This is a genomic window from Pseudomonas sp. RT4P38, from assembly GCF_054897765.1.
The window spans coordinates 4,716,127-4,740,962 of the sequence record NZ_CM142703.1; the positions used below are offsets into that span (position 1 = coordinate 4,716,127).

Annotated in this window: 23 protein-coding genes and 1 pseudogene; 10 read left to right on the plus strand and 14 right to left on the minus strand. The window is 59.7% G+C overall.

Annotated elements, in window-relative coordinates; translation table 11 throughout:
• Nucleotides 1–45: 45 nt before the first annotated feature.
• From ACYZT7_RS21830 to ACYZT7_RS21855, 6 genes are all read right to left on the minus strand, one after another.
• Nucleotides 46–1,251: an HlyD family secretion protein gene (locus ACYZT7_RS21830; protein WP_462038186.1), complete on the minus strand. Its 1,206-nt coding sequence runs from the start codon at nucleotides 1,249–1,251 to the stop codon at nucleotides 46–48.
• A 15-nt stretch (nucleotides 1,252–1,266) separates the two neighbouring features.
• A complete protein-coding gene (locus ACYZT7_RS21835; protein WP_462038187.1) occupies nucleotides 1,267–2,736 on the minus strand; it encodes an efflux transporter outer membrane subunit in 1,470 nt (489 codons plus the stop codon).
• Complete coding sequence (locus ACYZT7_RS21840) at nucleotides 2,733–3,206, minus strand: MarR family winged helix-turn-helix transcriptional regulator (protein ID WP_462038188.1); 474 nt, start codon at nucleotides 3,204–3,206, stop codon at nucleotides 2,733–2,735. The genes ACYZT7_RS21835 and ACYZT7_RS21840 overlap by 4 nt, the downstream gene beginning before the upstream one ends.
• A gap of 236 nt (nucleotides 3,207–3,442) precedes the next feature.
• On the minus strand, nucleotides 3,443–7,117 hold the full coding sequence (locus ACYZT7_RS21845; RefSeq protein ID WP_462038189.1) for a translocation/assembly module TamB domain-containing protein: 3,675 nt from the start codon (nucleotides 7,115–7,117) through the stop codon (nucleotides 3,443–3,445).
• Nucleotides 7,114–8,841 carry an autotransporter assembly complex protein TamA gene (locus ACYZT7_RS21850; protein WP_462038190.1) on the minus strand — a complete coding sequence of 576 codons (1,728 nt, stop codon included), beginning with the start codon at nucleotides 8,839–8,841 and terminating at the stop codon, nucleotides 7,114–7,116. Before ACYZT7_RS21850 ends, ACYZT7_RS21845 begins: the two co-directional genes overlap by 4 nt.
• A gap of 65 nt (nucleotides 8,842–8,906) precedes the next feature.
• A complete protein-coding gene (locus ACYZT7_RS21855) occupies nucleotides 8,907–9,557 on the minus strand; it encodes a GNAT family N-acetyltransferase (protein WP_462038191.1) in 651 nt (216 codons plus the stop codon).
• A 175-nt stretch (nucleotides 9,558–9,732) separates the two neighbouring features.
• Between ACYZT7_RS21855 and xthA the strand changes: the two genes are divergently transcribed.
• Nucleotides 9,733–10,545 (plus strand): exodeoxyribonuclease III, encoded by an 813-nt coding sequence (gene xthA, locus ACYZT7_RS21860; RefSeq protein WP_462038192.1) that lies wholly within the window; start codon nucleotides 9,733–9,735, stop codon nucleotides 10,543–10,545.
• Nucleotides 10,546–10,737: 192 nt separating this feature from the next.
• A complete protein-coding gene (locus ACYZT7_RS21865; protein ID WP_462038193.1) occupies nucleotides 10,738–12,078 on the plus strand; it encodes a substrate-binding domain-containing protein in 1,341 nt (446 codons plus the stop codon).
• A gap of 135 nt (nucleotides 12,079–12,213) precedes the next feature.
• Here ACYZT7_RS21865 and ACYZT7_RS21870 read toward each other — a convergent pair whose 3' ends face one another.
• Entirely contained in the window at nucleotides 12,214–12,732 is a 519-nt protein-coding gene (locus ACYZT7_RS21870; RefSeq protein ID WP_201112685.1) for an ankyrin repeat domain-containing protein, read from the minus strand.
• A 111-nt stretch (nucleotides 12,733–12,843) separates the two neighbouring features.
• Entirely contained in the window at nucleotides 12,844–14,682 is a 1,839-nt protein-coding gene (locus ACYZT7_RS21875; protein WP_462038194.1) for a long-chain-acyl-CoA synthetase, read from the minus strand.
• A gap of 344 nt (nucleotides 14,683–15,026) precedes the next feature.
• On the opposite strand from ACYZT7_RS21875, the gene ACYZT7_RS21880 reads away from it, so the two are divergent.
• Nucleotides 15,027–15,305, plus strand: coding sequence for a DUF3509 domain-containing protein (locus ACYZT7_RS21880; protein WP_462038195.1), 279 nt, complete (start codon nucleotides 15,027–15,029; stop codon nucleotides 15,303–15,305).
• 237 nt (nucleotides 15,306–15,542) lie between these two features.
• On the opposite strand, the gene ACYZT7_RS21885 is transcribed toward ACYZT7_RS21880, so the two are convergent.
• The 4 genes and pseudogenes from ACYZT7_RS21885 to aroC all read right to left on the minus strand — a co-directional run bounded on the left by ACYZT7_RS21885 (nucleotide 15,543) and on the right by aroC (nucleotide 18,493).
• The gene (locus ACYZT7_RS21885) at nucleotides 15,543–16,088 is read right to left on the minus strand and encodes a 1,2-dihydroxy-3-keto-5-methylthiopentene dioxygenase (RefSeq protein ID WP_462038196.1); all 546 of its coding nucleotides are present in this window, start codon (nucleotides 16,086–16,088) and stop codon (nucleotides 15,543–15,545) included.
• A 20-nt stretch (nucleotides 16,089–16,108) separates the two neighbouring features.
• A pseudogene (locus ACYZT7_RS21890) lies at nucleotides 16,109–16,201 on the minus strand (methylthioribulose 1-phosphate dehydratase); the annotation flags it as partial.
• Between the two features lie 20 nt (nucleotides 16,202–16,221).
• Entirely contained in the window at nucleotides 16,222–17,367 is a 1,146-nt protein-coding gene (locus ACYZT7_RS21895) for an MFS transporter (RefSeq protein ID WP_462038197.1), read from the minus strand.
• A 34-nt stretch (nucleotides 17,368–17,401) separates the two neighbouring features.
• Entirely contained in the window at nucleotides 17,402–18,493 is a 1,092-nt protein-coding gene (aroC, locus tag ACYZT7_RS21900) for a chorismate synthase (protein ID WP_462038198.1), read from the minus strand.
• Nucleotides 18,494–18,576: 83 nt separating this feature from the next.
• Here aroC and ACYZT7_RS21905 point away from each other — a divergent pair, with 83 nt between their 5' ends.
• Both ACYZT7_RS21905 and ACYZT7_RS21910 read left to right on the plus strand, forming a co-directional pair.
• Entirely contained in the window at nucleotides 18,577–19,575 is a 999-nt protein-coding gene (locus ACYZT7_RS21905; protein WP_462038199.1) for an alpha/beta hydrolase, read from the plus strand.
• Nucleotides 19,576–19,674: 99 nt separating this feature from the next.
• Entirely contained in the window at nucleotides 19,675–20,466 is a 792-nt protein-coding gene (locus ACYZT7_RS21910; RefSeq protein ID WP_462038200.1) for a hypothetical protein, read from the plus strand.
• A 51-nt stretch (nucleotides 20,467–20,517) separates the two neighbouring features.
• On the opposite strand, the gene prmB is transcribed toward ACYZT7_RS21910, so the two are convergent.
• The gene (gene prmB / locus ACYZT7_RS21915; RefSeq protein WP_462038201.1) at nucleotides 20,518–21,426 is read right to left on the minus strand and encodes a 50S ribosomal protein L3 N(5)-glutamine methyltransferase; all 909 of its coding nucleotides are present in this window, start codon (nucleotides 21,424–21,426) and stop codon (nucleotides 20,518–20,520) included.
• A 240-nt stretch (nucleotides 21,427–21,666) separates the two neighbouring features.
• Between prmB and ACYZT7_RS21920 the strand changes: the two genes are divergently transcribed.
• From ACYZT7_RS21920 to ACYZT7_RS21940, 5 genes are all read left to right on the plus strand, one after another.
• Nucleotides 21,667–22,257: a cysteine hydrolase family protein gene (locus ACYZT7_RS21920; RefSeq protein WP_449645455.1), complete on the plus strand. Its 591-nt coding sequence runs from the start codon at nucleotides 21,667–21,669 to the stop codon at nucleotides 22,255–22,257.
• 131 nt (nucleotides 22,258–22,388) lie between these two features.
• Nucleotides 22,389–22,709 carry a hypothetical protein gene (locus ACYZT7_RS21925; RefSeq protein WP_461970075.1) on the plus strand — a complete coding sequence of 107 codons (321 nt, stop codon included), beginning with the start codon at nucleotides 22,389–22,391 and terminating at the stop codon, nucleotides 22,707–22,709.
• A gap of 76 nt (nucleotides 22,710–22,785) precedes the next feature.
• Nucleotides 22,786–23,343, plus strand: coding sequence for a Smr/MutS family protein (locus ACYZT7_RS21930; protein ID WP_462038202.1), 558 nt, complete (start codon nucleotides 22,786–22,788; stop codon nucleotides 23,341–23,343).
• A 77-nt stretch (nucleotides 23,344–23,420) separates the two neighbouring features.
• Nucleotides 23,421–23,966 (plus strand): GTP cyclohydrolase I FolE, encoded by a 546-nt coding sequence (gene folE / locus ACYZT7_RS21935; RefSeq protein ID WP_003204506.1) that lies wholly within the window; start codon nucleotides 23,421–23,423, stop codon nucleotides 23,964–23,966.
• A gap of 100 nt (nucleotides 23,967–24,066) precedes the next feature.
• Nucleotides 24,067–24,438, plus strand: a complete 372-nt coding sequence (locus ACYZT7_RS21940; RefSeq protein ID WP_449645452.1) for a glutathione S-transferase N-terminal domain-containing protein — start codon at nucleotides 24,067–24,069, stop codon at nucleotides 24,436–24,438.
• Between the two features lie 192 nt (nucleotides 24,439–24,630).
• Here ACYZT7_RS21940 and ACYZT7_RS21945 read toward each other — a convergent pair whose 3' ends face one another.
• The gene (locus ACYZT7_RS21945) at nucleotides 24,631–24,810 is read right to left on the minus strand and encodes a hypothetical protein (protein ID WP_462038203.1); all 180 of its coding nucleotides are present in this window, start codon (nucleotides 24,808–24,810) and stop codon (nucleotides 24,631–24,633) included.
• Nucleotides 24,811–24,836 lie beyond the last annotated feature (26 nt).

Consider the following 24,836-nt stretch of genomic DNA (forward strand, 5'->3'; position numbering starts at 1 on the left):
CTATCGCGAGCAAGCTCGCTCCCACAGGGTCGGTGTGATGGCGAATCAGCGTTGAACGGTTTTGCTGACCGCTGCGCTGTTGTCGTGGATCAACTGGGTGATCATCGCGTCGGCCTCGGCCAACTGGCGCTCGTAAACGTTGGTGCTGAACGAGGCCTTTTGCGGCGGCTGTTGCGCCAGCACCGGACCGCTCTGGTCGCGCAGGTTCACATCAACCTGAGTCGACAGGCCCACCCGCAACGGGTGCTTGGCCAGCTCTTCGGCGTTGATGTGAATCCGCACCGGCACACGCTGGACGATCTTGATCCAGTTACCGGTGGCGTTCTGCGCTGGCAGCAAGGCAAACGCGCTGCCGGTACCGGCGCCGAGGCTGTCGATGGTGCCGCTGTATTTCACATCGCTGCCGTAGAGGTCGGCTTCGATGTCCACTGGCTGACCGATGCGCATGTCACGCAGCTGGGTTTCCTTGAAGTTGGCGTCGATCCACAGCTGATCCAGCGGAATGACGGCCATCAATGCAGTACCCGGCTGGACCCGTTGGCCCAGCTGCACCGAGCGTTTGGCCACGTAACCGGTGACCGGCGCAATCAAGGTGCTGCGAGAGTTGTTCAAGTACGCCTGACGCAATTGCGCGGCGGCAGACATCACGTCCGGATGGGACGACACCACGGTTTCATCGACCAGCGCACTGGTGGTCTTGAGTTGCTGTTTGGCGTTGGCCAGGGCATTTTGCGCCGAGGTCAGGTCATCGCGAGCGTGGGACAGTTCTTCCTGGGAAATCGCCCCGCCAGCGGCGAGGTTTTTCCGGCGATTGAAGTTGTCCTGAGCTTTTTGCACTTCGGCCTGCTGGGCGTTGACCTGGGCTTTCATGCCGTCGACGTTGCTGTACAAGCCGCGAACCTGACGCACGGTGCGGGCCAGATTGGCCTGAGCACTTTGCAGACCGACTTCGGCGTCGTTCGGGTCGAAGTTGATCAGCACCTGACCTTCATGGACCAGGTCGCCATCGTCGGCACCGATGCTGACCACGGTGCCGGTGACCAACGGAGTGATTTCCACCACGTTGCCGTTCACGTAGGCGTCGTCGGTGCTTTCGTTCCAGCGCCCGTAGAATTCGTGATAACCCCAGACGCCGACACCGGCGAGGATCACCACGATCGCCAACACCACCAGCATGACTTTGCGTTTGCGCGGGTTGCTCGTGTCTTGAGCGTTGTCAGGGGTTTGTGTTGTCGTTTCGGCAGTGGCCATGACAAGTACCTTGAATTAGTTGTGCTGCGTGGCTGGGGTTGCGTTGGCTGCGGTCAGGGTTTCGCCCTGGAAGCCACCGCCCAGCGCCTGCATCAGTTGGATCGACAGGTCGATCTGCTCGGCATTCAGGTTGGCCAGCTGACGCTGGGCCTGGAGCAATTGCTGCTCGATGCTGAGCACGTCCAGGTAATTTCCGATGCCGGAACCGTAACGCTGGACCACGGTGTTGTAAGAATCCTGGGCAATGTCGGTGGCGCGCTGCTGGGCGCCGAGCTGCCGGCCGATATCGCGCAACTGGTTGATGGTGTCGCTGACATCGCCCAGGGCTTTCACCAGGCTTTTGTTGTACTGCGCCACGGCGAGGTCGTAATCGGCGTCGCGGGAATCGAGGTCGGCGCGCAGGCGGCCGCCGTCGAAAATCGGCACCGAGATCGTTGGTGCAATGTTGAAGAAACGACTGGCCGAACCGAACATCGCATCGCCCAGCAACGACTCGGCACCCGCCGCGGCGCTCAGGTTGAGGTTGGGGTAGAACTGGGTTTTGCCGGCGTCAATGTTCTTGCTCGCCGCCTCAACCCGCCAACGGGCGGCCACCAGATCGGGACGACGACCCAGTAACTCGGCCGGCAGCACCGAGGGCAACGCGACGGCGCTGGCCTGAAGGATTTTCGGCCGGGCGATTTCATTGCCGCGATCAGGGCCTTTGCCGAGCAATACGGCCAAAGCGATTTTCGCGCTTTGCAGGCGTTTTTCGGCGTCAATCAGGCTGGCTTCGGACGTGGCTTCAAGGCTTTCGGTCTGCTGGAACTGGTATTGACTGTCGATTCCGGAACTCAGACGACGCTGGCTCAGATCGAGCATTTGCCGGGTGCGCTTGAGGTCTTCACTGGCCAGGTCATAGACGATGTGCGCCTGACCCAGGTCGCTGTAGGCGCGAGCCACGTCGGCGGACAAGGTCAGCTGAGCGGCTTGTTGATCGACTTCGGCAGCACGGACCTGGCCCAGTGCGGCTTCCCAGGCATCACGCTGACCGCCCCAGAGGTCGAAGTTGTAATTGAAACTGGCGCTGATGTTGCGCACGGTGGAATAAGTCCCACCCTGCCCGCTCGGGTCCTGATCCCGGGCCAGACGCGAACGGCTGACGCCAGCGCTGGCATCGAGGGTCGGCATCCGCGCGGCATCCGCTGCATAGGCGGCGGCACTCGCTTGGTGGGCGCGAGCATCGGCGATTTGCATGTCGGGGCTGTCGTGCAAGGCTTCGCGGATCAAGCCGTCGAGCTGTGGGTCGCCGAGGCTTTTCCACCAGTCACTTTTCGGCCAGGCCGCGGGCGAGAGGGTCACGCCGTTGAGCGATTGCCCGGCCTTGAGGTTTTTCGCATCGAGGCTGACGCCTTCGGTGGTCAGGCCGCTGTAGCTGGCGCAGCCGGCGAGGGTCATGGCCGCCAGCACCAGGCTCAGGCCGGTACGCAGGGTTTTACTGCTCATTTGCCACCTACCCGCAGCAGGGTGATCGAGTCACCGGCTGCCACCAAAATCTTCTTGAGGATCTGTTCCAGGGTTTTCAATTCTTCCGGGGTGATCGCGCCTGCCAGCTCATTCATGGCGTCGGCGCCGATCTCCGGCAGGCGGTCAGTCAACTGCTGGCCTTGCTTGGTCAGTACCAGCTGAACCTGACGGCGGTCCGCCTCGGAGCGTTGGCGGGCAAGGAAACCTTTCTGTTCCAGACGATCGAGCATGCGGGTCATCGAACCGCTGTCCAGCGACAGGTGACGGCACAGCTCGGCCGGGGTATCGACGCCGAACTGGGCCATGATGATCAGCACTTTGAACTGCGCGGCGGTGATGCCGTGGGGTTCCATGTGCGTGTCGATGATCCGGTCCTTGAGCAGCGCAGCGCGCCCGAGCAGGAGGCCGAGATGGCAATTATGGAAATCGTATGAGGTGAAATGTTTCATCTGACCACCGATTAGCTGCCTAGGCAGAGAATGTATGTCGAGATGTTACTGCCTAGGCAGCGAATGTCAACGTAATAGTTAGGTTGCTTGCTATTTAGTTGATCAATGGCGTCGGATTTTGCAGCGACCACTCCGCCGTCTTCGCGAGCAGGCTCGCTCCCACAGGATCGGTGTAATTCCTGTGGGAGCGAGCTTGCTCGCGATTGGAGCGACTCGGTTTTTCTGAAGGAACGGGGTTAGAAATCCCGCTTGTAGAAGATGTCCAGCGAACTGGCCACCCCGCCGGCGGCTTCGAGGTAAACCTTCTTGCTCAGCTTGTAACGCAAGGCAATGGTGTTGGCCGGTTCGAATACGCCAACGCCATAACGCAAGCTGAGCTTCTCGGAGATATTGCCGCTGGCCACCACGCTGGTTGCGTTGCCGCTGCCCTGGGTGTCGAGTTGGAAGTCCTGAATGCCCAGGTCCTTGGCCAACCCGCTGGTCACCCCCGAGCTGCCCATCAACCCCAACCCCAGCGCGGCTTGAGCGAGCATATTGTTGTCCTCACCGCTGGTGCTCAACGGACGCCCCAACACCAGATAGGACAACGCCTGCTCCTGGCTCATGGCCGGTTCCGAGAAGATCTGTGTTGTCGGCTGCTCGGCGCTGCCGCTCAGGCGAATGCCGGCGATCACGTCGTCGGTCTGGCGAATCGCCTCGATGTCCAGATACGGCTGGTCTATCGGGCCGGCAAACAGCAAACGCGCACGGCGCACGGTCAATCGCTGACCGTAGGCGCGATAACGCCCATCGTTGAGCCAGAGCTCGCCACGGGTGTCCATGTTGTCGCCGATGTGCACATGACCTTGCAGATTGGCGGTCAGGCCAAAACCGGCAAAGCTGAGCTTGTCCTGCCCGACCACCACATCGATGTCCATTGCCATGGCCATCGGCGGCTTGCCCTCTTCGGTCTGCTGGCCGACGATCACCGTGTCATCGGACACCTTGACCGTCGACGGCGGCAACTCGCGCACGGTGATCTCGCCTTTTGGCACCAGCACCTTGCCGGCGATCGCCAGTTTATCGTCCTTCATCGAGATCTTCAGGTCTGGCGCCATTTCCAACTTGGCATACGGCTCGACGGTGACGGGCAATTGCGTGCCTTTGAGCGCCAGATCCACCACCAGCGCCTGACCCCAGGCGATGTTGCCGCTCAAGGTGCCCTGCCCGCTCTTGCCGCTTTTCCAACCGCCGTTCAACTGCACGGTTTCACCAGCAATCACGGCTTGAAGTTGCAGCGCTTCGAGATCCATCGGCAGTTCAGCCCCGGAAATCTCGCCGTCGCTGAGCAGCAGATTGCCGTTGACCTGCGGCGCCAGCAGCGTGCCTGCAAGCGTGCCGCTGCCATTCAAACGACCGGTCAATTTCTCGACCATCGGCACGAACGGCCTCGCCACGGACAGGTCCAGACCACTCAAGCGGAACGAGCCGGTCAGTGGTTTGTTGTTCGGCAGCGGATTGATCTGCGCCTGGACCATGAGCTCACCGAGCTTGCCGCCAACGAAGTTGAGGTCAGTGTCGATGCGTTTGGGCGTAAGTTTGCTGGTGAGTGTCAGCGTCTGGTACGGGAAGTCCAGCCACTGGTCCTTTTCCTTTATACGCAACGTGCCGCCGCTGGCATCGACGCTGATCTGGCCGTTCGGGCCACTGGCCGGCAGGTCCAGTTGCAGGTCGGCGTTGAGCCGGCCCTTCCAGGCGAAATCTTTCGGCAACCATTGCGCGAGGCTGTCGATCGGGAACTGTTTGAGGTGATAACGCAGCTTCGGCTCAGGCATCAGGCGCTGATCCTCGCCGCACAGGCTGGCCGGGCCGGACGTCCAGCAATGGGCGCCGAAATTAACCTTGCCGTCCGCCAGCCGTTCAAGCTTTGCCGGACCTTGCAACTTCCAGTCTTGACCGCCGGCCTGGATATCGCCGCTGGCCAGCCGCCCACGCCAATTGCCTTTGTCCAGATTGCCATCGAAGCCGAGCGCAAGTTTCAGCTTCGGTCCTTGCAGATCAAGGGCGAGTTTCTGGTTTTTGATATCGCCCTGGCCGCTGGCAGTCAGCGTCCCCAGTGACGTCTCACCGGCCTGAATGCCACTGCCCTTGAGATCGATTTTCGCGCGCTGTGCACTGTCGAGGGTTGCCTCCAGTTTCAGGCTTTGCAGGCGATTGTCTTCGAACGCCAGTTGCGTGCCTTGCAGCCCGAGCTTACCTTGGGGCGCCTTGAGCGTCCCGGCGACATCGATGCGACCATTGAGCTGACCGCGCAGTTGCGGCCAAAGCTGGGCCAGGCGCGACAGCTTGATATCGATCTGGCCGGCGAGTTTCTGTTGCAGGCTGCCTTTGCCATTGATGCTGTTATCGCCGAGGCGAATTTGCAGCGCGTTGAGGTTCCATTGCTCGCCGCCGCCACCGGCTTTTGCTTGCAGAACAGCCGGTTGACCGCGCAGTTTGCCTTTGAGATCGAGGTCGGCGGTCAGGCTGAGTTTTTCACTCTTCATCTCGCCCTTGCTGCGCAACGGTCCGGCCAGCGTGCCCGGCAACTCCGCGACCCAGTACGCCGGGTTGATTGCCGACAGGTCCAGCGCGGTGTCCCAGGCAATGCCCTCGGCGAATTGCAGGTTCAGGTGCCCTTCGGCCTTGCCCTGCCCGGCTTCGAGTTGAATGTGTTGCAGGTAGATTTTCGTCAGGTCACCGCTGAACGGGCTGGTCAGGCTGAACGCTCCGGCCGGGCCGTCGAGTGCGGCTTTGAAGTTGCCGAGGTATTTACCGTCGGTGTAGGAAACTTCACCGTTGAAGCTGCGCAACGCCACTTCTGGCTCGTCGATCAGCGGATAGAGGCGATGCCACGGAAAATCCAGCCAGTCGATTTTTGCATCAGCGCTCAGGCCTTTGCTCCAGTCCAAAAGCCCTGTGAGTTTGAGGCTTTGCTTGTCGTTGGCCGTGAGGTCCAACCCGGCGATCTGAGCGCCATTGGCGTCGACCTTGCCTTGCAACAACAGCGCAACCGGGCCCAGTTCTGCGGGCAACGTGGCTTTGCCGAGCAACTGGTAACCGTTTTTCAGGTCGCCTTCGCCGGTGAGTTCCAGTTGATTGAGCTGCAGGGTGTCCGGCAGATCGGTGCTGGGCTTGAAGCCGTCAGCGGTGATCCGCACCTTGGCCGGCAGGTTTTCCACCAGCGGTTGCAGTTCACCGGTCAGTTGGCCGTTCAGGTAACCGCTGCTGTCGGCTTTCAGGTTCAGGGTTTTCAGCAGATCGCCGTCGACCTTCAGGGTCAGCGTCCAAGGCTCGGTGCCAGGCGCCGGCAGGGTCAGTTTGCCTTCGGCGGTCAGCGGCCAGTTGCCGCTGGGTTGCAGCAGGCCTGAAAGATTCAGGCTCAGATCATCCCTTTGCAAATGAACAGAGTCGATCTGCAAGCCTTTGGCCGTCCAGTGCGCCGCCAGTTGCAAACCCTTGAGCTCTTCGCTGCCGTTGAACAGCAGGCTGCCGACCTGGACATCGCCCAGCTCGATGGCCAAGGGCAATTTCAGATCCGGGAGACTGATCGGCCCGCTGCTTTCTTCTTCCGTACCGGGCGGGAATTGCAGGCTGACCTGATCGGCTTTCAATTGCGAGATACACAGGGTCATACGCGTCAGGCACAACGGCGACCAGGCGAAAATCGCCTTGTTCAGCTCAACCCGGCTGCTGTCCTGCTGCCACACCAAATGGTCGGCACTCCACTGTCCGCCCAGACGGCCCTGGAAATTGTCCACGGTCAACCCCGGCACAAACCCCAGCGCCCAGCGGCTGCCCGCTGCAGTTCCCAGCACCGTGGCCAGCGCCAGGATGACCAGCATCAACAGCGCCAGAATCGCCGACAGCGTTATTTTCAAACCACGATTCACAGCTCAGGCCCCATGGAAAAGTGCAGTCGAATGCCGCCGTTGTCGTCCATCGCATGGGCCAGGTCGAGGCGTATCGGCCCCACCGGCGAGACCCAGCGCACGCCGATACCGACACCGGTCTTGAGGTTCGGCAGTTCGAGGGTGTTGAAGGCGTTGCCTTGGTCGATGAAAGTCGCCACCCGCCATTTTTCGGCGACGGAGTACTGATACTCGACGCTGCCGGCGATCATGTAGCGGCCACCGATGCGGTCGCCCTCGGAGTTTTCCGGGGACAGGCTCTGGTAGTCGTAGCCGCGCACGCTCTGATCGCCACCGGCGAAGAAGCGCAACGACGGCGGCACCGATTTGTAGCCGTTGGTGGCGCTGCCGCCGACCTGCACCCGCCCGAGGAAGCGGTGTTTGTCAAAGACCGTGGTCAAGCCTTTCACCAGCGCGGTGCCGTAAAGCAGGTTGGTGTCGGAACCCAAGCCTTCCTTGGCCACTTTGGTCTCGAATTCCAGGCGATAACCATTGTGCGGGTCGATGCGGTTGTCGCTTTTCAGGTAGGAATAGCTGACGCCAGGCATCAGCAACGTGCTGAGCCCCGAGTCGTCGCCGAGCCTGTATTCCTCGCGCTGCCATTTGAGCGACACCACCCTCTGCCAACCGCTGGGCAGCTTGCTATGCCACTCGGGACCGACGGTCAGCAGTTTGCTGAGGGAGTCCTTGTCGGCGATTTCTTCATTCTGATAGCCACCGGCAAACCGCAGCTTGTCAGTCAGTGGCGGGTCCAGGGGAATGTCGTAGAACACACCGACGTTCTGTCGTGGTGCCGAGACTTCGGTTTCCCAGCCATAGCTGTGCCCCTGAGGGTTGACCCAGTGCCGGGTCCAGTTGGCCTTGACCCGTGGGCCGACGTCGGTGGAATAACCCAGCCCCAGACCCATGGTCCGTGGTTTGCGCGTTTCGAGTTTGACGTCCACCGGGATCACGTCGTTCTTGGACGCCGTCGGCGCCGCATCCACCCGCACGCTTTCGAAATAGCCGCTCGATTGCATGGCCTGACTGAGTTCGGCGATCAGTTCGGAGTCATAAGGCGCGCCGGCCTTGAACGGCACCATGCGCCGCAGCAGGTCTTCGTCGAACGGCGTGTCACCTTCGAAACTGACCTTACCCAGTGAATAGCGCGGGCCGCTGTTATAGATCAGTTCAATGTCGGCAACGCCGGCTCGCGGGTCGACCGACAATTTCTGGCTACTGAAGTGCCCGCTGAAAAAGCCATAGCGCGAGGCCTGATTCTGAATCAGGCGCTTGGCGTCTTCGTAATGGCCATGGTTGAGCACTGCGCCGGTTTTCAGCGCATTGCTTTTGGGTACACGAAAGGATTTGAAGGAGGCTGCCGGGCCGTCGATGCGAACAATGACGTTGCGCAAATGCACCGGCTCGCCGGGCTCGACGTTCAGCACCAGGCGAGGTGTCTTGCCGCCCTTCACTTCCGTGTCGATCTGCGGCTGGTAGTAACCCAAGGCCTGGGCGGCCTTGCGCGCCTGTTCTTCGGCGCCACGACTGAAGCGCAGCAAGGCTTCCTCGTCACGATCGCCGAGGCTGCCGATATAGCCCTCTATATTGGCTTTCAGTTCATCGTTGGACGGTTTGATCCGAACATCCAATTCACTTTGCGCCAGCGCCGCGCAGCTGGTAATCAGCATCAGCACGCCACTGGTAATTCTTCCTGGAAACTTCATAGGCGCGGATGCTATCACGAGCTTGGGAGCGTGATAGAGCCTGGTGTGCCGTGAAAGTTCTACCTTTATGCCGTTGCTGTTTGTAACACCTGCGGGTTGGCGTGGAAAAACACGTGTTCGCGAATCGGTCCTACGGCGACCTCACCGATTTCCTCATAACCCTGACGCTTATAGAAGTCCAGATAACGAGGATTCCCGGTATCGAGAATCACGCCCTCGGAGTGCTCATCCACCGCGCACCAGTTGTGCACCGCTTGCAGCAATTGTTCGCCGAAGTGTTTGCCCTGGAATTGCGGATGAACCCCCAGCAACGGCAGCACGTGCACCGAGTCGGACGGCACGCAAGCCATTACGGCATCGTGATACTCGAGATAGCGACGGGTGCAGCGAAACCCGGTGCTGAGCACCATGCGCAGACGCCAGGCCCAACTTTCGGTGATGCCCAGGCGACGTTGCGGCGGCGCAATCAGCGCGATGCCGATCAACCGGTCGTTGACCAGCAGGCCGATGGCCGGCAAGTCCTGAAGAAAGTGTTGTTTGACCAGTTCGCGCACGGTGGCGCGGACCCGCTGTTCATAACCGGGACGCTCCGCTTCGAACAGGTAGCCGAACGTCGGCTCATGCCGGTAAGCCTGGTACAACAGCGAACGTGCTTCGCGGGAATAGCCGCCGTCGAGCATGTGAATATCGGCGATGACGGTCGAGGTTTCGGGCATAACGGTAGTTCTCCCCGGGGCGCTGTTCAAATGACGGCGCTCTCATTGGTACGAGCCTTGCGCAGTCGCGATCGTTCCCACGCCCCCAGACATTAGCAGCGCATTCGGACTACTGCCACGCTGGCCCCATTCCTACATGTCAGCTAGCATCGCCCTTTTGCCAGGACTGCCGACCATGAAGATCGTCTCCTTCAACATCAACGGGCTGCGCGCTCGCCCCCATCAGCTGGCGGCGCTGATCGAAAAGCATCAGCCAGATGTGATCGGACTGCAGGAAACCAAGGTCCACGACGACCAATTCCCGCTGGCCGAGGTTCAGGCGCTGGGTTATCACGTGTATTTCCACGGGCAAAAGGGTCACTACGGCGTCGCCCTGCTCTCGCGTCAGGAACCTATCGCGCTGCACAAAGGTTTCGCCACCGATGAAGAAGATGCACAGCGCCGCTTCATCTGGGGCACTTTCGCCGACGCCAATGGCGTACCGGTGACCATCATGAACGGCTATTTCCCACAGGGCGAAAGCCGCGATCACCCGACCAAGTTCCCGGCCAAGGAGCGCTTTTACAGCGATCTGCAGCAACTGCTGGAAAGCCAGTTCAGCAACGATCAGCCGGTGGTGGTGATGGGTGACGTGAACATTTCCCCGCAAGACTGCGACATCGGTATCGGCCCGGACAACATGAAGCGCTGGCTGAAAACCGGCAAATGCAGCTTCCTGCCAGAAGAACGCGAGTGGATGGCCCGCTTGAAGAACTGGGGCCTGGTGGACAGCTTCCGTCACCTGAACCCGCAGGTGACCGACCGTTTCAGCTGGTTCGACTACCGTAGCCGCGGTTTTGAGGATGAGCCCAAGCGTGGGCTGCGGATTGACTTGATCATGGCGTCCCACGGGTTGTTGCCACGCGTGAAGGATGCGGGTGTGGATTACGAACTGCGCGGGATGGAAAAACCGTCGGATCACGCGCCGATCTGGCTTGAGTTGAGTTGATCCCTAAGGTTTGCGCCCATCTATTGTGGGAGCGAGCTTGCTCGCGATAGCGGATTCACATTCAACATCCAAGTTGAATGTTAAGCCGTCATCGCGAGCAAGCTCGCTCCCACATTGTTGGTAACTGTCATCTTTCAGAAATCTTACTGACTTATTCTCCCGGCACTCCCTTTGGCTTTGTAAGGTGCCGGCATGACGCTGCGCGTGTTGTTCCTGTTGATGCTGTGCGCCTGGCTGCCGCTGACGGCGTCGGCTGGCGCTTTGCCGACGCCCGAATCTGGCCAGCTGCTGCGCATCCAGGGCTCCAATACCATCGGCGCGGCATTGGGCCCGGCGCTGGTTGAGGGGTTGATGCGCGAACAAGGTCTACTCAAGGTTCACAGCGAGGCTCCGGACAAAGCCAACGAATTGCGCGTCGTCGGCGAAACCGTTCAGGGCCGCCGGGTCGTGGTGGACGTCGCGGCCCACGGCTCCAGTACTGGTTTCACCGCCCTGAAAACCGCCACTGCCGATCTTGCCGCCTCCTCGCGCCCGATCAAGGACAGCGAACGCGTGGACCTCAAACCCTTGGGCGACTTTAAAAGCCCCGGCGCCGAGCAGGTCATCGCCATCGATGGCCTGGCGATCATCCTTCATCCGCAAAATCCGTTGAGTGAACTGAACACCGAACAACTGGCGCGAATCTTCAGCGGCGAGGCAAAAACCTGGGAAGAACTCGGCGGCAGCGGTGGGACAATTCATCTCTATGCGCGGGATGACCAATCGGGCACCTACGACACGTTCAAGGAATTGGTCCTCAGCCGTCGTGGGAAAACGCTGAGTAGCGCTGCAAAACGTTTCGAATCCAGCGAGCAATTGTCCGACGCGGTCAGCCTCGACCCGCAAGGCATCGGCTTCATCGGCCTGCCTTATGTGCGTCAGGCCAAAGCCGTGGCGATTGCCGATGGCCAATCCCAAGCCATGTTGCCGCTCAATAGCCTTATTGCTACGGAAGACTATCCGTTGTCGCGTCGGCTGTTCTTTTACCTGCCGCCCAATGGGAAGAATCCCTGGGCCGATGCATTGGTGGTGTTCGCCCAAAGCAGCAAGGGTCAGGCGATTGTCGCGGCCAATGGTTTTATCGCCCAGACCGTCCAAGCCATGACTGTCACGCCGAATGCGTTGATGCCGGAGGGTTATCAGGCGCTCAGCCGACACGCCCAGCGACTGACCGTGAATTTCCGTTTCGAAGAAGGCAGTGCGACGCTGGACAACAAGGCCCGGCAGGACCTGTCGCGGGTGCTCGACTATATAAAGCAGCGTGACAAAACCAATCGGCAGGTGACGCTGGTGGGGTTTGGCGACGCCAAGAGTGATCCGGCCCGGGCCGATCTGCTGTCGAAACTGCGAGCCATGGCGGTGCGGCGGGAACTGGTGAAAAGCGGCGTGGTGTTTCGCGAGATTCGTGGTTTTGGCGCCGAAATGCCAGTGGCGGCCAATAGCGCGGATGAGGGGCGAATCAAGAATCGGCGGGTTGAGGTTTGGGTGTATTGAGTGGCGGAGTTTGTTGTACATATCCGTTTCTGCCGTAACCGCAGGAATGGATATGTACACAAAACACCGGTCGACTATCAGGCCGCCATCGCGAGCAAGCTCGCTCCCACAAGGGTTCCGGGACCATCCGCCCAATCAGCCAAGCAATTTCTCAAGCTGCGCCGTGGTGTCCACCGCGCCCATCGTCTTGGCGGCATCCAGCGCCGATACGCCATTGGCGTCCTTGGCTTTCGGGTCGGCGCCTTTGCTGATCAGGTAATCGACGATTTCGACGCGATTGAACATCGCCGCCATCATCAGCGCGGTACGGCCATCGAAGGACGAGCCTTCCACTTGCGCGCCGCCTTCGACCAGCGCCTTGACCACCGCCAGATCACCCTTGAACGCCGCGCCGGCAATCGGGCTCTGGCCGTTGTCGTTGCGGATTTCCGGGTCGGCCTTGTGTTCGAGCAGGACTTTTACCGTCTCCACATGGCCGTGGTACGCCGCCAGCATCAGCAAGGTATCGCCCTTGTGGTTGCGCAGGTTCGGCGGCAGGCCCTTGGTCAATAGCGCAGCCATCATGGCCGCATCGCCCTCGCGCGCTTTGTTGAATACCTGTTCGGCAAATTCAGCGGCTTCTTCGGGGGTCATCTGGCGGCTTTGGTCTGACATTGGGGACTCCACTTTCTGTTAATCGCAAAGCCGACAGTTTCCCGAGCCGCCCCGAGGCTGTCACTTCTTTTTTCTCATGGCCGGCCATAGCCACATTCAATAGCGCTGCATTCAATAACGAAAAGCACCGCCGTGAATATCCGCCAGCAACTGCGGAGTGACCTGCACATAAGTCAGGGTCCCCGGCAGCCAGGCATAGATTGGATCGTCGCCGGTTTTTCCGGGGTCGAAGGCTTCATCCTTGAGGCGAGTCTTCTGGTATTTGAAGGTCCCGGTGGTCTCCATTTTCACTTTCACTCGCAGAAACAAAGGCACTGCATAAGCGGGCAATTGCTCGCGGGCGAAAGCCAGCAACTCACTGAAATCCAGGGTCGCCAGGGACTCGGCCGGCGTAATCGCCGCCATCCCGGCACGCCCGTTGGTGTTCTGGATCTCCACACCGTAGGCCACGGCCTCGGAAATATTCGGGTGTTGCAGAAGGATGTTTTCGACTTCGGTGGTCGAGACGTTTTCGCCCTTCCAGCGGTAGGTGTCACCCAAACGGTCAACAAACTGAGCATGGCCAAAACCGATGTTGCGCAGCAGGTCACCGGTATTGAAATAGCGATCGCCCTTCTCGAACACGTCATGGAGCACAACTTTTTCGGTCTTCTGCGGATCGGTGTAACCGTCGAGCGGTGCCTTGTCGTCAATCTTCGCCAGCAACAGCCCTTTCTCGCCTTTGGCGACTTTGCGCATGAAGCCCTTGGCATCCCGAATCGGTGCGCCGCTGTCGTGGTCGTAGGCCGCCAACTCCCATGACATCAGGGAAAAACCGACGGTGTTATCAAAGTTCAGGATGTTGGTGAAACCGATATTGCCGTCGCTGGCGGCGTACAGCTCACAGATATGATTTACCCCGAATCGCGTCTTGAACTCGCCCCATGCGCCGGGGCGCAGGCCATTGCCAATCATCTTGGTCACGCCGTGCTTGCTGTCGTCGGCACTGGGCGGTTGATCCACGAGGTAGCGGCACAACTCGCCGACGTAACCGAGGGTGGTCGCGCGGTACTGGCGCACATCGTTCCAGAATTGACTGGCGCTGAACTTGCGGCGAATGGCAAAGCCCGAGGCGCCACTGATCGCCGAGCCCCAGCACACGCACAGCCCGGTGGCGTGATAGAGCGGCAAGGTGCAATAGACGACATCCTCCGGGCGCATATCCAAGGCGATCAGCCCGAAGCTTGCGCAGCTGCGCATCCAGCGACCGTGCTTGAACACCCCGGCCTTGGGCAAGCCGGTGGTGCCCGAGGTGTAGATATAGAAACAAGGGTCGTCGAAGAAAATCTGTTGGCTGCTGTCAGGATTGTCGCTGGCAGCGTCGGCACTGGCCGTCATCAGGTTAACGAACCCGTCGGGCGCAATGCCCGGTTGAGTGAAGGTGTCTTGATCGGCGACGAACCAGGTGAGCGCCGCCTCGATCGACACCCGTTCGCGCACCGCCGAAAACGCCGGGACCAGCTCTTCTCCGACAATGATCGCCGCGGGTGCCACCAGGTTGAGGCTGTGAGCCAGGGTATCGCGGGTTTGCGAGGTATTGAGCAAGGCGCTGATCGCGCCGACCTTGGCCACCGCCAGAATCGTCACCAACAGTTCCGGGCGATTTTCGATAAAGATCGCCACCCCATCGCCCTTGCGGATGCCTTGGGCAATCAGATGATGGGCGATGCGGTTCGCCCACTGGTTGACCTGAGCATACGTCAGCGCCCTCTCGCCCTGCAGCAATGCCGGGCCATCGGGATTGCGCAATGTCGCTTGCTCGAAGCACCAGCCCAGGCCACACGGTTGGGTCGGGTCCTTGACGTTGGCAACTTTCATGCCCTTCACCACGCGAGGAATGGCTTTGGCAATGGAAGGCAGCTTGCGGAGCATCATGCCCCAGGTAATTGTGTCGTTCGGCGTGCGGCTCATGGTTGCTCCCGGTCGATCTTTTTATTGTTCGGGCGGCGTTGATTGAGGCCGAAAATACGTCAGCGGTTCCTGAGCTGTACACGCGGTTTTTGAAATGATTTGTATCCACGTCTGCGGCATTCGAAATCGAGAGCTTGCGCCGGGCAATTGGTTCCATCGAATCGATGTCGACCACGCAAAATGCAGGATGCACGATGGCCCTTCATGCAGATTGCACGAAAGTGTAAAAATACTGAAAAACTAACTAATTGATATGTAAAGATTTTTAAAAAATCAGGTGCTGGCACAATCACTGCAACTACCTCTGCATGCTTGCCATTCAAGAGCTAACGGAGCTGATAGACATGAACCTGATCCAAGAAAAATTTTCGTCCCTGTTCTCCAACTTCGACGTGACCACCCAGCCACGTCCGGACGGCGGCATTCTGCTGACCTTGAGCAGCACCGACGGCAAAGTCTTCAAACGCTCGATTTCCTACCAGCAATTGCATGCCGGTGATCAGTTGTCTTGGGTGATCAGCGCGATTCGCCGTGACATTGCTGAACAGGCCAGCGAACTGCCGCAAATTTCCATGCTGCAAAGCCAGCAGCGGTTTGCCCTGCCGACGTATCACTCGGTATAAAACCGTATCGACGCTGTAAACGATCAGGCCGTGAAAGCTTTCGCTTCACGGCCTGAATTATTTGTGGAGTTGCGCAATCCCTGTAGGAGCAGAGCTTGCTCGCGAAAGCGGTGTGCCATTCCATATTGCTGTTGCCTGATATACCGCTTTCGCGAGCAAGCTCTGCTCCTACAGAGTATGACCGCTTGGGTAATACGCCCTTCGATGTCGGTGAGAATCGCTTTGATCGGCATGGGCTCAGTCCTCAAGACGCGGGAAGCGGCTGGCGATGTCTTCGCCGGTGAAGTTGGCCACCCAGCCTTCGGCGTTGTTGAACAGACGGATCGCGACGAAATGCGGATGCTCGCCCATGTCAAACCAGTGCGGGGTGCCGGCCGGGACCGAGATCAGGTCGTTTTTCTCGCAAAGCACCGCGTAGACGTAATCGTCGATGTGCAGGGTGAACAAGCCACGACCGGCGACGAAAAACCGTACTTCGTCTTCGCCATGTCGATGTTCGTCGAGAAACCTGGCGCGCAACTCAGCTTTTTGCGGGTGATCGCTGTTCAGGTTGATCACATCGACGGTGATGTAACCGCGTTCGGTCATCAGCGTGTCGATTTGCTCCTGATACGCGGCGATTACTTCCTCCTGGCTGGCGCCGGGCTGGATCTTCGCCGTGGCTTGCCAACGGTCGAAACGCACGCCCTGTTCGGCCAGAGTCGAGGCGATGTCTTCGAAATGCGTCAGCACCTTGTTTGGCAAGTCAGGGCTTGAGACGTGGTAAACGGACAGGCTGCTCATCAGGGCAACTCCTTAACGGTTCATGCTTCAAGGTTAAAAACCGAGCGCGCCTTCAACTCGCACGCGAAAAATTCAAAGGCTTCAATCTGCCGCAGAGCATCGCTCATGCGCGCGAGGTGTTCACGGGTGAGGCTCATGGCCTGTCCTCTTGCATACATGTGGCAATGATAACGGCAGCGGCCAGGGCCGCGAGGCTGGCAATACTAAAGGTCAATGTGGCGCCGAGTGCATTCCAGCTATAGCCGGAATACAACGCGCCCAATGCGCCACCGACGCCGGCCAGTGCGGCGTACAACGCCTGGCCCTGACCTTGCTGACGCGCGCCGAAGCTACGTTGCACGAACTGGATGGCAGCCGCGTGAAAGCTGCCAAAAGTCGCCGCATGCAGCACCTGGGCAAACAACAGCACCCAAAGAAATTCAGCGAACGAACCGAGCAACAACCAACGCAACGCCGCCAGCAGAAAACTCGCCAGCAACACCCGTCGCACGGAGAAACGCGCAAGGATCTTGCTCATGGCCAGAAACATCAAAACTTCGGCGACCACGCCGACCGCCCAGAGCATGCCGATCAGCCCACGGCTGTAACCAAGTCGCTCCAGGTGCAAGGTCAGAAAGGTGTAATAAGGACCGTGGCTCACCTGCATCAGCGCCACACAACCGTAAAACGCCAACACTCCGGGACTGCGCAACTGTTTGAGGAAACCGTCCCCCGCCGGTCGCTCACCCTGAACCGGTTGAGCGTTGGGCACCCACAGGCTGCTGACGACAATGCCGGCCATGATCAGCACCAGCGCCAGAGGATAAATATCGAGGCTGAGCCATTCGAACAGCCTGCCGAGTGCGACCACGGTGATGATGAACCCGATGGAACCCCACAGGCGGATCTGGCTGTAACGATTAGTCTGGCCCTGCAAGTGCGCCAACGTGATGACTTCGAACTGCGGCAACACCGCGTGCCAGAAGAACGCGTGCAAGGCCATGACCATCGCCAGCCAGGCGTAAGTCTTGCTGACGAAAATCAGTGAGAACGTCAGCAGCGTACAGACCGCACCGAAACGCACGATCGCCAGGCGCTGGCCGGTGTAATCGCCGAGCCAGCCCCAGATGTTCGGCGCCACACAGCGCATCAGCATCGGGATCGCCACCAGCTCGCCGATGCGTGCGCTGGAAAAGCCCAGATGATCGAAGTACAGTGCCAGAAACGGCGCAGTCGAACCCAGCAAGGCGAAATAGAACAGATAGAAACTGGAGAGCCGCCAGTACGGGAGCGCCGCCACAGTCACCAGACCGCAGCGGCTATGAGGTCAGCCATTAAAGCTGACCCAGCACCGGCGTACTCACGCGCACGTCCAGGTTCTGCCCACGGTGACGCAGCAGGTGATCCATCAGCACGAGGGCCATCATCGCTTCGGCAATCGGCGTGGCACGGATGCCGACGCACGGGTCGTGACGACCCTTGGTGACGACTTCCACCGGGTTGCCATGGATGTCGATGGAACGACCCGGCGTAGTGATGCTCGAGGTTGGCTTGAGTGCCAGGTGCGCGACGATCGGCTGACCCGACGAAATGCCGCCGAGAATCCCGCCGGCGTTGTTGCTGAGGAACCCTTGCGGGGTCATTTCATCGCGGTGCTCGGTGCCGCGCTGGGCAACGCTGGCGAAACCGGCGCCGATTTCCACGCCTTTGACCGCATTGATGCTCATCAGCGCATGGGCCAGTTCGGCGTCCAGGCGGTCGAAGATCGGCTCGCCGAGGCCCGGCATCACGCCTTCAGCGACCACGGTGATCTTCGCGCCCACCGAATCCTGGTCGCGGCGCAACTGGTCCATATAGGCTTCCAGCTCCGGGACCTTGTCCGGATCAGGACTGAAGAAGGCGTTCTCTTCCACCGAATCCCAGGTCTTGAACGGGATTTCGATCGGGCCGAGTTGGCTCATGTAGCCACGAATGACGATGCCCTGAGTGGCCAGGTATTTCTTCGCAATCGCACCGGCGGCCACGCGCATGGCCGTTTCACGCGCCGAACTGCGACCGCCGCCACGGTAATCGCGCTCGCCGTATTTGTGATGGTAGGTGTAATCGGCGTGGGCCGGGCGGAACAGGTCCTTGATCGCCGAGTAATCCTTGGACTTCTGGTCGGTGTTGCGGATCAACAGGCCGATGGAGCAACCGGTGGTGCGCCCTTCGAACACGCCGGAGAGGATTTCGACTTCGTCGGCTTCCTGGCGCTGGGTGGTGTGGCGGCTGGTACCGGGTTTGCGGCGATCCAGGTCACGCTGCAGATCCTCCAGAGAGATCTCCAGGCCCGGCGGGCAGCCGTCGACAATGGCGACCAACGCCGGACCATGGCTTTCGCCCGCGGTGGTGACAGTGAACAGCTTGCCGTAGGTATTGCCGGACATGCAGGACGCTCCGTGAAATCGAACCAAATACGTAATGCGCGCCAGTATACGCAGGCTACCCAACTAGTTCATCCTCGAACCTTATGGGTGCCTGCGAGTCCAACCGGCATCTTGTTCATGATGGCGTGATGATGCTGCGAGTTATAGCCTTGAGCCTTACCCTGTTTACCGGCTTTGTCCAGGCCACTGTCCTGCAACGCCCGATCACTTTAGACACGGGCAGCGGCGAGCTTTTCGGCTCGTTATTGCTGCCCAAGTCCGACACGCCGGTACCGGTTGTCCTGATCATTTCTGGCTCCGGCCCTACGGATCGTGACGGAAACAACCCCGACGGCGGACGCAACGACAGTCTCAAGCGTCTCGCTTGGGTACTGGCCAAACACAACATCGCCAGCGTGCGTTATGACAAACGCGGCGTGGCGGCGAGCCTTGCGGCGACCCCGGACGAACGCAATCTGTCGGTTGAAGCCTATGCGGCCGACGCTGAGGCCTGGGGCCGGAAGCTCAAAACCGATCCGCGCTTTGGCCAGCTGATCCTGCTGGGCCACAGCGAAGGTGCCTTGATCGCCAGCCTGGCGGCGCCGAGCCTTGATGCCGCCGCGGTCATCTCCATGTCCGGCAGCGCCCGGCCGATCGATCAGGTGCTGCGCCAACAATTGAGCAATCGCCTGCCGCCACCGCTGATGCTGCGCAGCAATGAATTGCTCGACAGCCTCAAGGCCGGCCACACCGACGACAACGTGCCACCGCAGTTGCAGGTGATTTTCCGCCCGAGCGTGCAGCCGTATCTGATTTCACTGTTCCGCCAGGACCCGGCAGCGGCGTTCGCCAAGTTGAAGATGCCGGCGCTGATCATTCAGGGCAGCAACGACATTCAGGTCGGCGTCGGTGACGCCAAGATGCTGAAAGCCGCCAAACCGGATGCCGAACTGGCGCTGATCGAAGGCATGAACCACGTGATGCGCATCGTGCCCAACGATGTAAAACGGCAATTGGCCTCTTACAAAGATCCGCAATTGCCACTGGCGGCCGAACTCGGCACGCGAATCCTCGGGTTTATTGACGGACTTCGCACCAGTTAAGGGCTGTTTGCCCTCCAGTCCTGAAAAAAACGGCCGATAAGCCTTTGTCGCCAGCGCTATGACTGGCGGCAAGCAGAGCTTGGACAGGATCTCGCCGTTATGACTGATACCCAGACTTCACCCGACACCACCGCTGAAAAAGACGCACCGCCAGCGGTCGAGCTGCCATGGGCGGACGTCCACGTCGAGCACCACAAGATGCTCCGTCTGGCGCCGTTGCAGACCGACCGCAACACCGGTGGACGGCCGCTGCGCTTTGTTGAGTTCGGTTACGCCGAACGCAATAACAAGGAACGCAGCCTGATGCGCATGAGCATTTCGCTGCCCGGCCAGCGCGTGCGCAAGGAACAGAATCATCTGGACGTGTGGGTCGATCACGCCACCAAGCGCGTGCATTTCGGGCCTGACAGCGGTTTGCAGATCGAACCGATGAACCGTGGCATCGGGCGTTATATGGCGGCCCAGGGCATTACCTGGGCGAAAAAGCGCTGGCCCGGTTACACCGTCGACGGCACCGACCTGAACAATAAGGATGCGCTGAACGAAGACACTCGCCTGCGCCGCGATCACTTTTTGCGCATGCACGGTTTCGATGTGATCTACGCCGATGCCCAGCATTTGAAGGGCAGCGTCAAAGAGGTACAGGTCGGTGACCTGCTGGCTGACTGGAACACGGAAAAATTGCAGGTCGTGGAAATTCTTGAGGCGGCGCAGATGCTCCAGCAAGCCGAGCAAAATCTCGCCGAGCAGGAAGTCAAACTCAAGAAGCACGAAGAAAAGGTCAGTAAGTACAAGCGCGAAGACGCCGGGCTGCGCTTTACCATTACGTGTCTGGTGGCGTTTGCGGTGTTTCAGGCCGGGTTGCTGATCTGGATTGCGACACAACGTTAACGGCTTTTTGTGGCGAGAGGATTTATCCCCTCGCCACAGAAGCCAGTTCAGTCAGACGCGGGAAGCGAACAGTGCCTGATGATCGCGGCACTGCTCTGCGGTCAGCATGAACACGCCATGCCCACCGCGCTCGAAATCGAGCCAGGCGAAGTCGACTTCCGGGTACAGTGCCTCAACGTGAACCTGGCTGTTGCCTACTTCGACAATCAGCAAGCCCTTCTCGGTCAGGTGATCCGCCGCTTCGGCGAGCATGCGACGCACCAGGTTCAAGCCATCATCACCGCAGGCCAGGCCCAGCTCCGGCTCATGCTGGTATTCGTCCGGCATGTCGGCGAAATCTTCCGCATCGACGTAAGGCGGGTTCGACACGATCAGGTCGAAACGCTGACCCGGCAAACCATCGAAACCATCGCCCTGCACCGTGTACACCCGCTCATCGACGCCATGGCGCTCGATGTTCTGGTTGGCCACTTCCAGTGCTTCGAACGACAGGTCGGCCAGCACCACTTCGGCGTTCTGGAACTCGTAGGCACAAGCGATACCGATGCAGCCGGAACCGGTGCACAGGTCGAGAATTCGCGCAGGTTCGGCGCCCAGCCACGGTTCGAAACGCTTTTCGATCAGTTCGCCAATCGGCGAACGCGGGATCAAGACGCGCTCATCGACGATGAACGACATGCCGCAGAACCACGCTTCCCCCAACAGGTACGCGGTAGGAATGCGTTCTTCGATACGGCGTTTGAGCAGGCGTTGCAGGTTGACCAGCTCGTCTTCTTCCAGATTGCAGTCGAGGTAGCTGTCGGCGATTTCCCACGGCAAGTGCACGGCACCCAACACCAGCTGACGAGCTTCGTCCCAGGCGTTGTCGGTCCCATGGCCGAAAAACAGATCCTCCCCATGGAAGCGGCTGACGGCCCAACGAATATGGTCACGCAGGGTACGAAGTCGGGAAGTGATCACGGGGGGCAAACTCCAAGAAAAACGACTGGCGATTCTAACAGCCAAAACGCGTCACGACGACGCGGGAAAACTACCGGGGCAAATGTAGGACTATTCTATTTTTTCGGCTGGTGATTGAACAAAACGCGCATATTGACAAGGCTGCGAGCCAGCAAAGACGGCGCCTGCGATGGTAGCGATTCACAGAAGCGCTCAGCCAGAGGACAATGTCGCAAAAGCCCCATCCGAAGGAGCCCCAGAATGTCCGTTACACAAACGATGTTTCAACTCAGCGGCCGCGGTTACGCAGCAGCCAAACTGAGCCATGCGACCCTTGTCATCATCGATGCCCAGAAAGAATACCTCAGCGGCCCATTGGCCTTGAGCGGCATGGATGCTGCCGTCGCGAACATCAAGCAACTGGTGACCGCTGCCCGTGCAGCCGGTCGGCCGATTGTGCATGTCAGCCATCTCGGCACCGTCGGTGGACTGTTCGACCCGCGTGGCGAGCGCGGGCAGTTCATTCCTGGGTTGGAGCCGCTGCCCGGCGAAATCAAAATTGAAAAAATACTGCCGAGTGCGTTCCATGGCACGGATTTGAAAAAACGTTTGGAAGAACTTGGCTCGGTGGATCTGGTCGTTTGCGGCTTCATGAGCCACTCCAGCGTCAGCACCACCGTGCGTGCGGCAAAAAACCTGGGCTTTCGCTGCACGCTTGTAGAAGACGCCTGCGCCACTCGCGATTTGCCCTATAAGGGCGGAGTCCTCAGTGCCGAGCATGTTCATCAGACCGAAATGGCGATCATGGCAGACAATTTCGCGGTCGTTGCCCTGACTCAAGAGTTGATCTGATCGACCTACGATGAGCGGTCCATGCCACCGCTCATCCGCAAAAGCCTATCATTTGCTGTAATTGTCTTAGCCTCAGGAACATCCCGGTCAACTCCCGGTCGAAGGGCCGATACCCATTGAGGAAGGTCGGAATGAAGTTATCCGATGGTTTTGACGCACGCCGCCTGCGGCCTAAAGGCCAACGCAACTGGCGTTTTCGAATCGGCGCGGCATTTGCTGCCTTGCTGGCGATGTGCGGCGTGTTGCTGGCGATGGCAGGCATAGCCAGCCTGCTCGGCCACGCGCCCGCCTTGGGCGAGCTGAATGCCAGCCCGGCCGGGTCGGCAGTGATTCTGGCGATTGGCCTGTTCGTGCTGTACATCGGCGTGTGGCTATGGCGTCGCTGCCGTCGTCGCTCGCGTCAGTCGCGTGAGCTGAACATCTCCCCGCACCTGATGAAAAAACACGACTGAGCCGTGCGCTTCGCGTTTTCTCGCGCCCCGATTTGTCTCGAGTTGGGTAAACTGGCCGCCCTTCGCGGAGGCTGACATGCAAGACGACGATTTTTCCCTGTTCAAAAGCGCGATCCAAGGCGTCAAGCCGATCAAACACGATCGCGCCGAAACCGGCAAACCCAAAGCTGACCGCGCACACATCGCCAAACTGCGTCAGGCCGCCACCGTGCGCACCGATGCCACCACCGTTGACGGGCTGTCTGATCAGTTCGTCATCGATGTTGGCCCCGAAGACGAGCTGATGTGGGCGCGTGACGGTGTTCAGGAAAGCCAGATGCGCAAGCTCAAGATCGGACAGATTCCGTTCGAAGGCAGCCTCGACCTCCATGGCATGAGCGTGGAAAAGGCCCGGGAAACCCTCTGGGCGTTTCTGGCCGAAGCGACCAAATTCGAAATCCGTTGCGTGCGCGTCACCCACGGCAAGGCCGTGCGTCTGGACGGCAAGCGGCCGATGATCAAAAGCCACGTCAACACCTGGCTGCGCCAGCATTCACAGGTACTCGGCTTCACCTCGTGCCAGGCCAGACACGGCGGCGCCGGAGCGGTTTATGTGATGCTCAAACGGACCATGATGGAAGGTCGCGACGAGTAAAGCCGTCGCGTCACGCTTGCAGCGTCGTGTCCGCCACCGTACCCTTGCCCTTTGCGTAAAATCCCACAGGTAGTTTCATGTCCCTGGAACAGAATTACACCGCGATTCTCGGCCAATTGGGCGAGGACGTTTCCCGCGAGGGCCTGCTCGACACGCCAAAACGTGCCGCCAAAGCCATGCAGTACCTCTGCCGCGGTTATGAACAGACGCTGGAAGAGGTCACCAACGGTGCCTTGTTCAGCTCCGATAACAGCGAAATGGTGCTGGTGAAGGACATCGAGCTCTACTCGTTGTGCGAACACCACCTGCTGCCGTTTATCGGCAAGGCCCACGTCGCTTACATTCCGAGCGGCAAAGTGTTGGGCCTGTCGAAAGTCGCGCGGATCGTCGATATGTACGCCCGTCGCCTGCAGATCCAGGAAAACCTCAGCCGCCAGATCGCCGATGCGGTCCAGCAAGTCACCGGCGCCCTGGGCGTTGCAGTGGTGATCGAGGCCAAGCACATGTGCATGATGATGCGCGGTGTGGAAAAACAGAATTCGTCGATGATCACCTCGGTGATGCTGGGTGAGTTCCGCGAAAACGCGGCCACCCGCAGCGAGTTTCTCAGCCTGATCAAGTAATTTGCAGCACGAAGAAAACCGGCATTCATCGCCGGTTTTTTTTCGACCGCGAAAATCAGGTAAGCTGCGCGCCTTCGTTTGCCCCTGTGAGGCTTATACCGTGTTCGTAAAAGCGCTTCGTGTCGGCCTTGGCCAACTGATCATCTTCATCGACTTCATCACCCGCCCCGGCAAAAAACAGCGTCCTGCCGAGGTTCAGGCTCAGGTCAACACGGCTGCCAAGGGCCTGACCCTGTATCAGTTCCACGCCTGCCCGTTCTGCGTGAAAACCCGCCGCACCCTGCGCCGCTTGAACGTGCCGGTGGCGTTGCGCGATGCAAAGAACAACGAGCAGGATCGCCAGACCTTGCTGGAACAAGGTGGCAAGATCAAGGTTCCGTGCCTGCGCATCGAAGAGAATGGCCAGACCACCTGGATGTACGAGTCCAAGGTGATCATTGATTATCTGGACAAGCGGTTTGCCGCGGCCTGATGGTTTTGTGCTGGTGCTGATGGCCTCATCGCGAGCAAGCTCGCTCCCACAGTGGTTGTGTGGGGTGATGGAGATCTGTGATCAACACTGATCCCCTGTGGGAGCGAGCTTGCTCGCGATGAGGCCGGCCCTTGCACCAAAAATCTCGGACAAAAACAAACCGCCCCCTGCGCGGTTTTTTTGTCTCTGCCCTCAGACCGCTTCCGCTGCCTGGGCCTGACGCACCACTGCTGCCAGCCGTTTCAGCCCTTCGCTGGCGATGGACATGGCGTTGGGAAAAACCCAAGTGCCAGCCGAGTCACTCTCATTCCCACGCTCCCGCGTGGGAATGCCGCCATGGACGCTGTGCGTCCGCTCCTGAAAGTGGCGCATAGCGTCACCGGATGCATTCCCACGCA

Coding starts and splice junctions, on each gene's coding strand:
- aroC (WP_462038198.1), bottom strand. CDS start 18,493: ATGTCCGGCAATACCTACGGCAAGCTGTTCACTGTCACCACCGCGGGC.
- ACYZT7_RS21925 (WP_461970075.1), top strand. CDS start 22,389: ATGAAGTTATCCGATGGTTTTGACGCACGCCGCCTGCGGCCTAAAGGC.
- ACYZT7_RS21880 (WP_462038195.1), top strand. CDS start 15,027: ATGAACCTGATCCAAGAAAAATTTTCGTCCCTGTTCTCCAACTTCGAC.
- ACYZT7_RS21835 (WP_462038187.1), bottom strand. CDS start 2,736: ATGAGCAGTAAAACCCTGCGTACCGGCCTGAGCCTGGTGCTGGCGGCC.
- ACYZT7_RS21840 (WP_462038188.1), bottom strand. CDS start 3,206: ATGAAACATTTCACCTCATACGATTTCCATAATTGCCATCTCGGCCTC.
- ACYZT7_RS21910 (WP_462038200.1), top strand. CDS start 19,675: ATGACTGATACCCAGACTTCACCCGACACCACCGCTGAAAAAGACGCA.
- ACYZT7_RS21875 (WP_462038194.1), bottom strand. CDS start 14,682: ATGAGCCGCACGCCGAACGACACAATTACCTGGGGCATGATGCTCCGC.
- ACYZT7_RS21830 (WP_462038186.1), bottom strand. CDS start 1,251: ATGGCCACTGCCGAAACGACAACACAAACCCCTGACAACGCTCAAGAC.
- ACYZT7_RS21865 (WP_462038193.1), top strand. CDS start 10,738: ATGACGCTGCGCGTGTTGTTCCTGTTGATGCTGTGCGCCTGGCTGCCG.
- ACYZT7_RS21850 (WP_462038190.1), bottom strand. CDS start 8,841: ATGAAGTTTCCAGGAAGAATTACCAGTGGCGTGCTGATGCTGATTACC.
- xthA (WP_462038192.1), top strand. CDS start 9,733: ATGAAGATCGTCTCCTTCAACATCAACGGGCTGCGCGCTCGCCCCCAT.
- ACYZT7_RS21885 (WP_462038196.1), bottom strand. CDS start 16,088: ATGAGCAGCCTGTCCGTTTACCACGTCTCAAGCCCTGACTTGCCAAAC.
- folE (WP_003204506.1), top strand. CDS start 23,421: ATGTCCCTGGAACAGAATTACACCGCGATTCTCGGCCAATTGGGCGAG.
- ACYZT7_RS21945 (WP_462038203.1), bottom strand. CDS start 24,810: ATGCGCCACTTTCAGGAGCGGACGCACAGCGTCCATGGCGGCATTCCC.
- ACYZT7_RS21930 (WP_462038202.1), top strand. CDS start 22,786: ATGCAAGACGACGATTTTTCCCTGTTCAAAAGCGCGATCCAAGGCGTC.
- ACYZT7_RS21855 (WP_462038191.1), bottom strand. CDS start 9,557: ATGCCCGAAACCTCGACCGTCATCGCCGATATTCACATGCTCGACGGC.
- ACYZT7_RS21920 (WP_449645455.1), top strand. CDS start 21,667: ATGTCCGTTACACAAACGATGTTTCAACTCAGCGGCCGCGGTTACGCA.
- ACYZT7_RS21905 (WP_462038199.1), top strand. CDS start 18,577: ATGGGTGCCTGCGAGTCCAACCGGCATCTTGTTCATGATGGCGTGATG.
- ACYZT7_RS21870 (WP_201112685.1), bottom strand. CDS start 12,732: ATGTCAGACCAAAGCCGCCAGATGACCCCCGAAGAAGCCGCTGAATTT.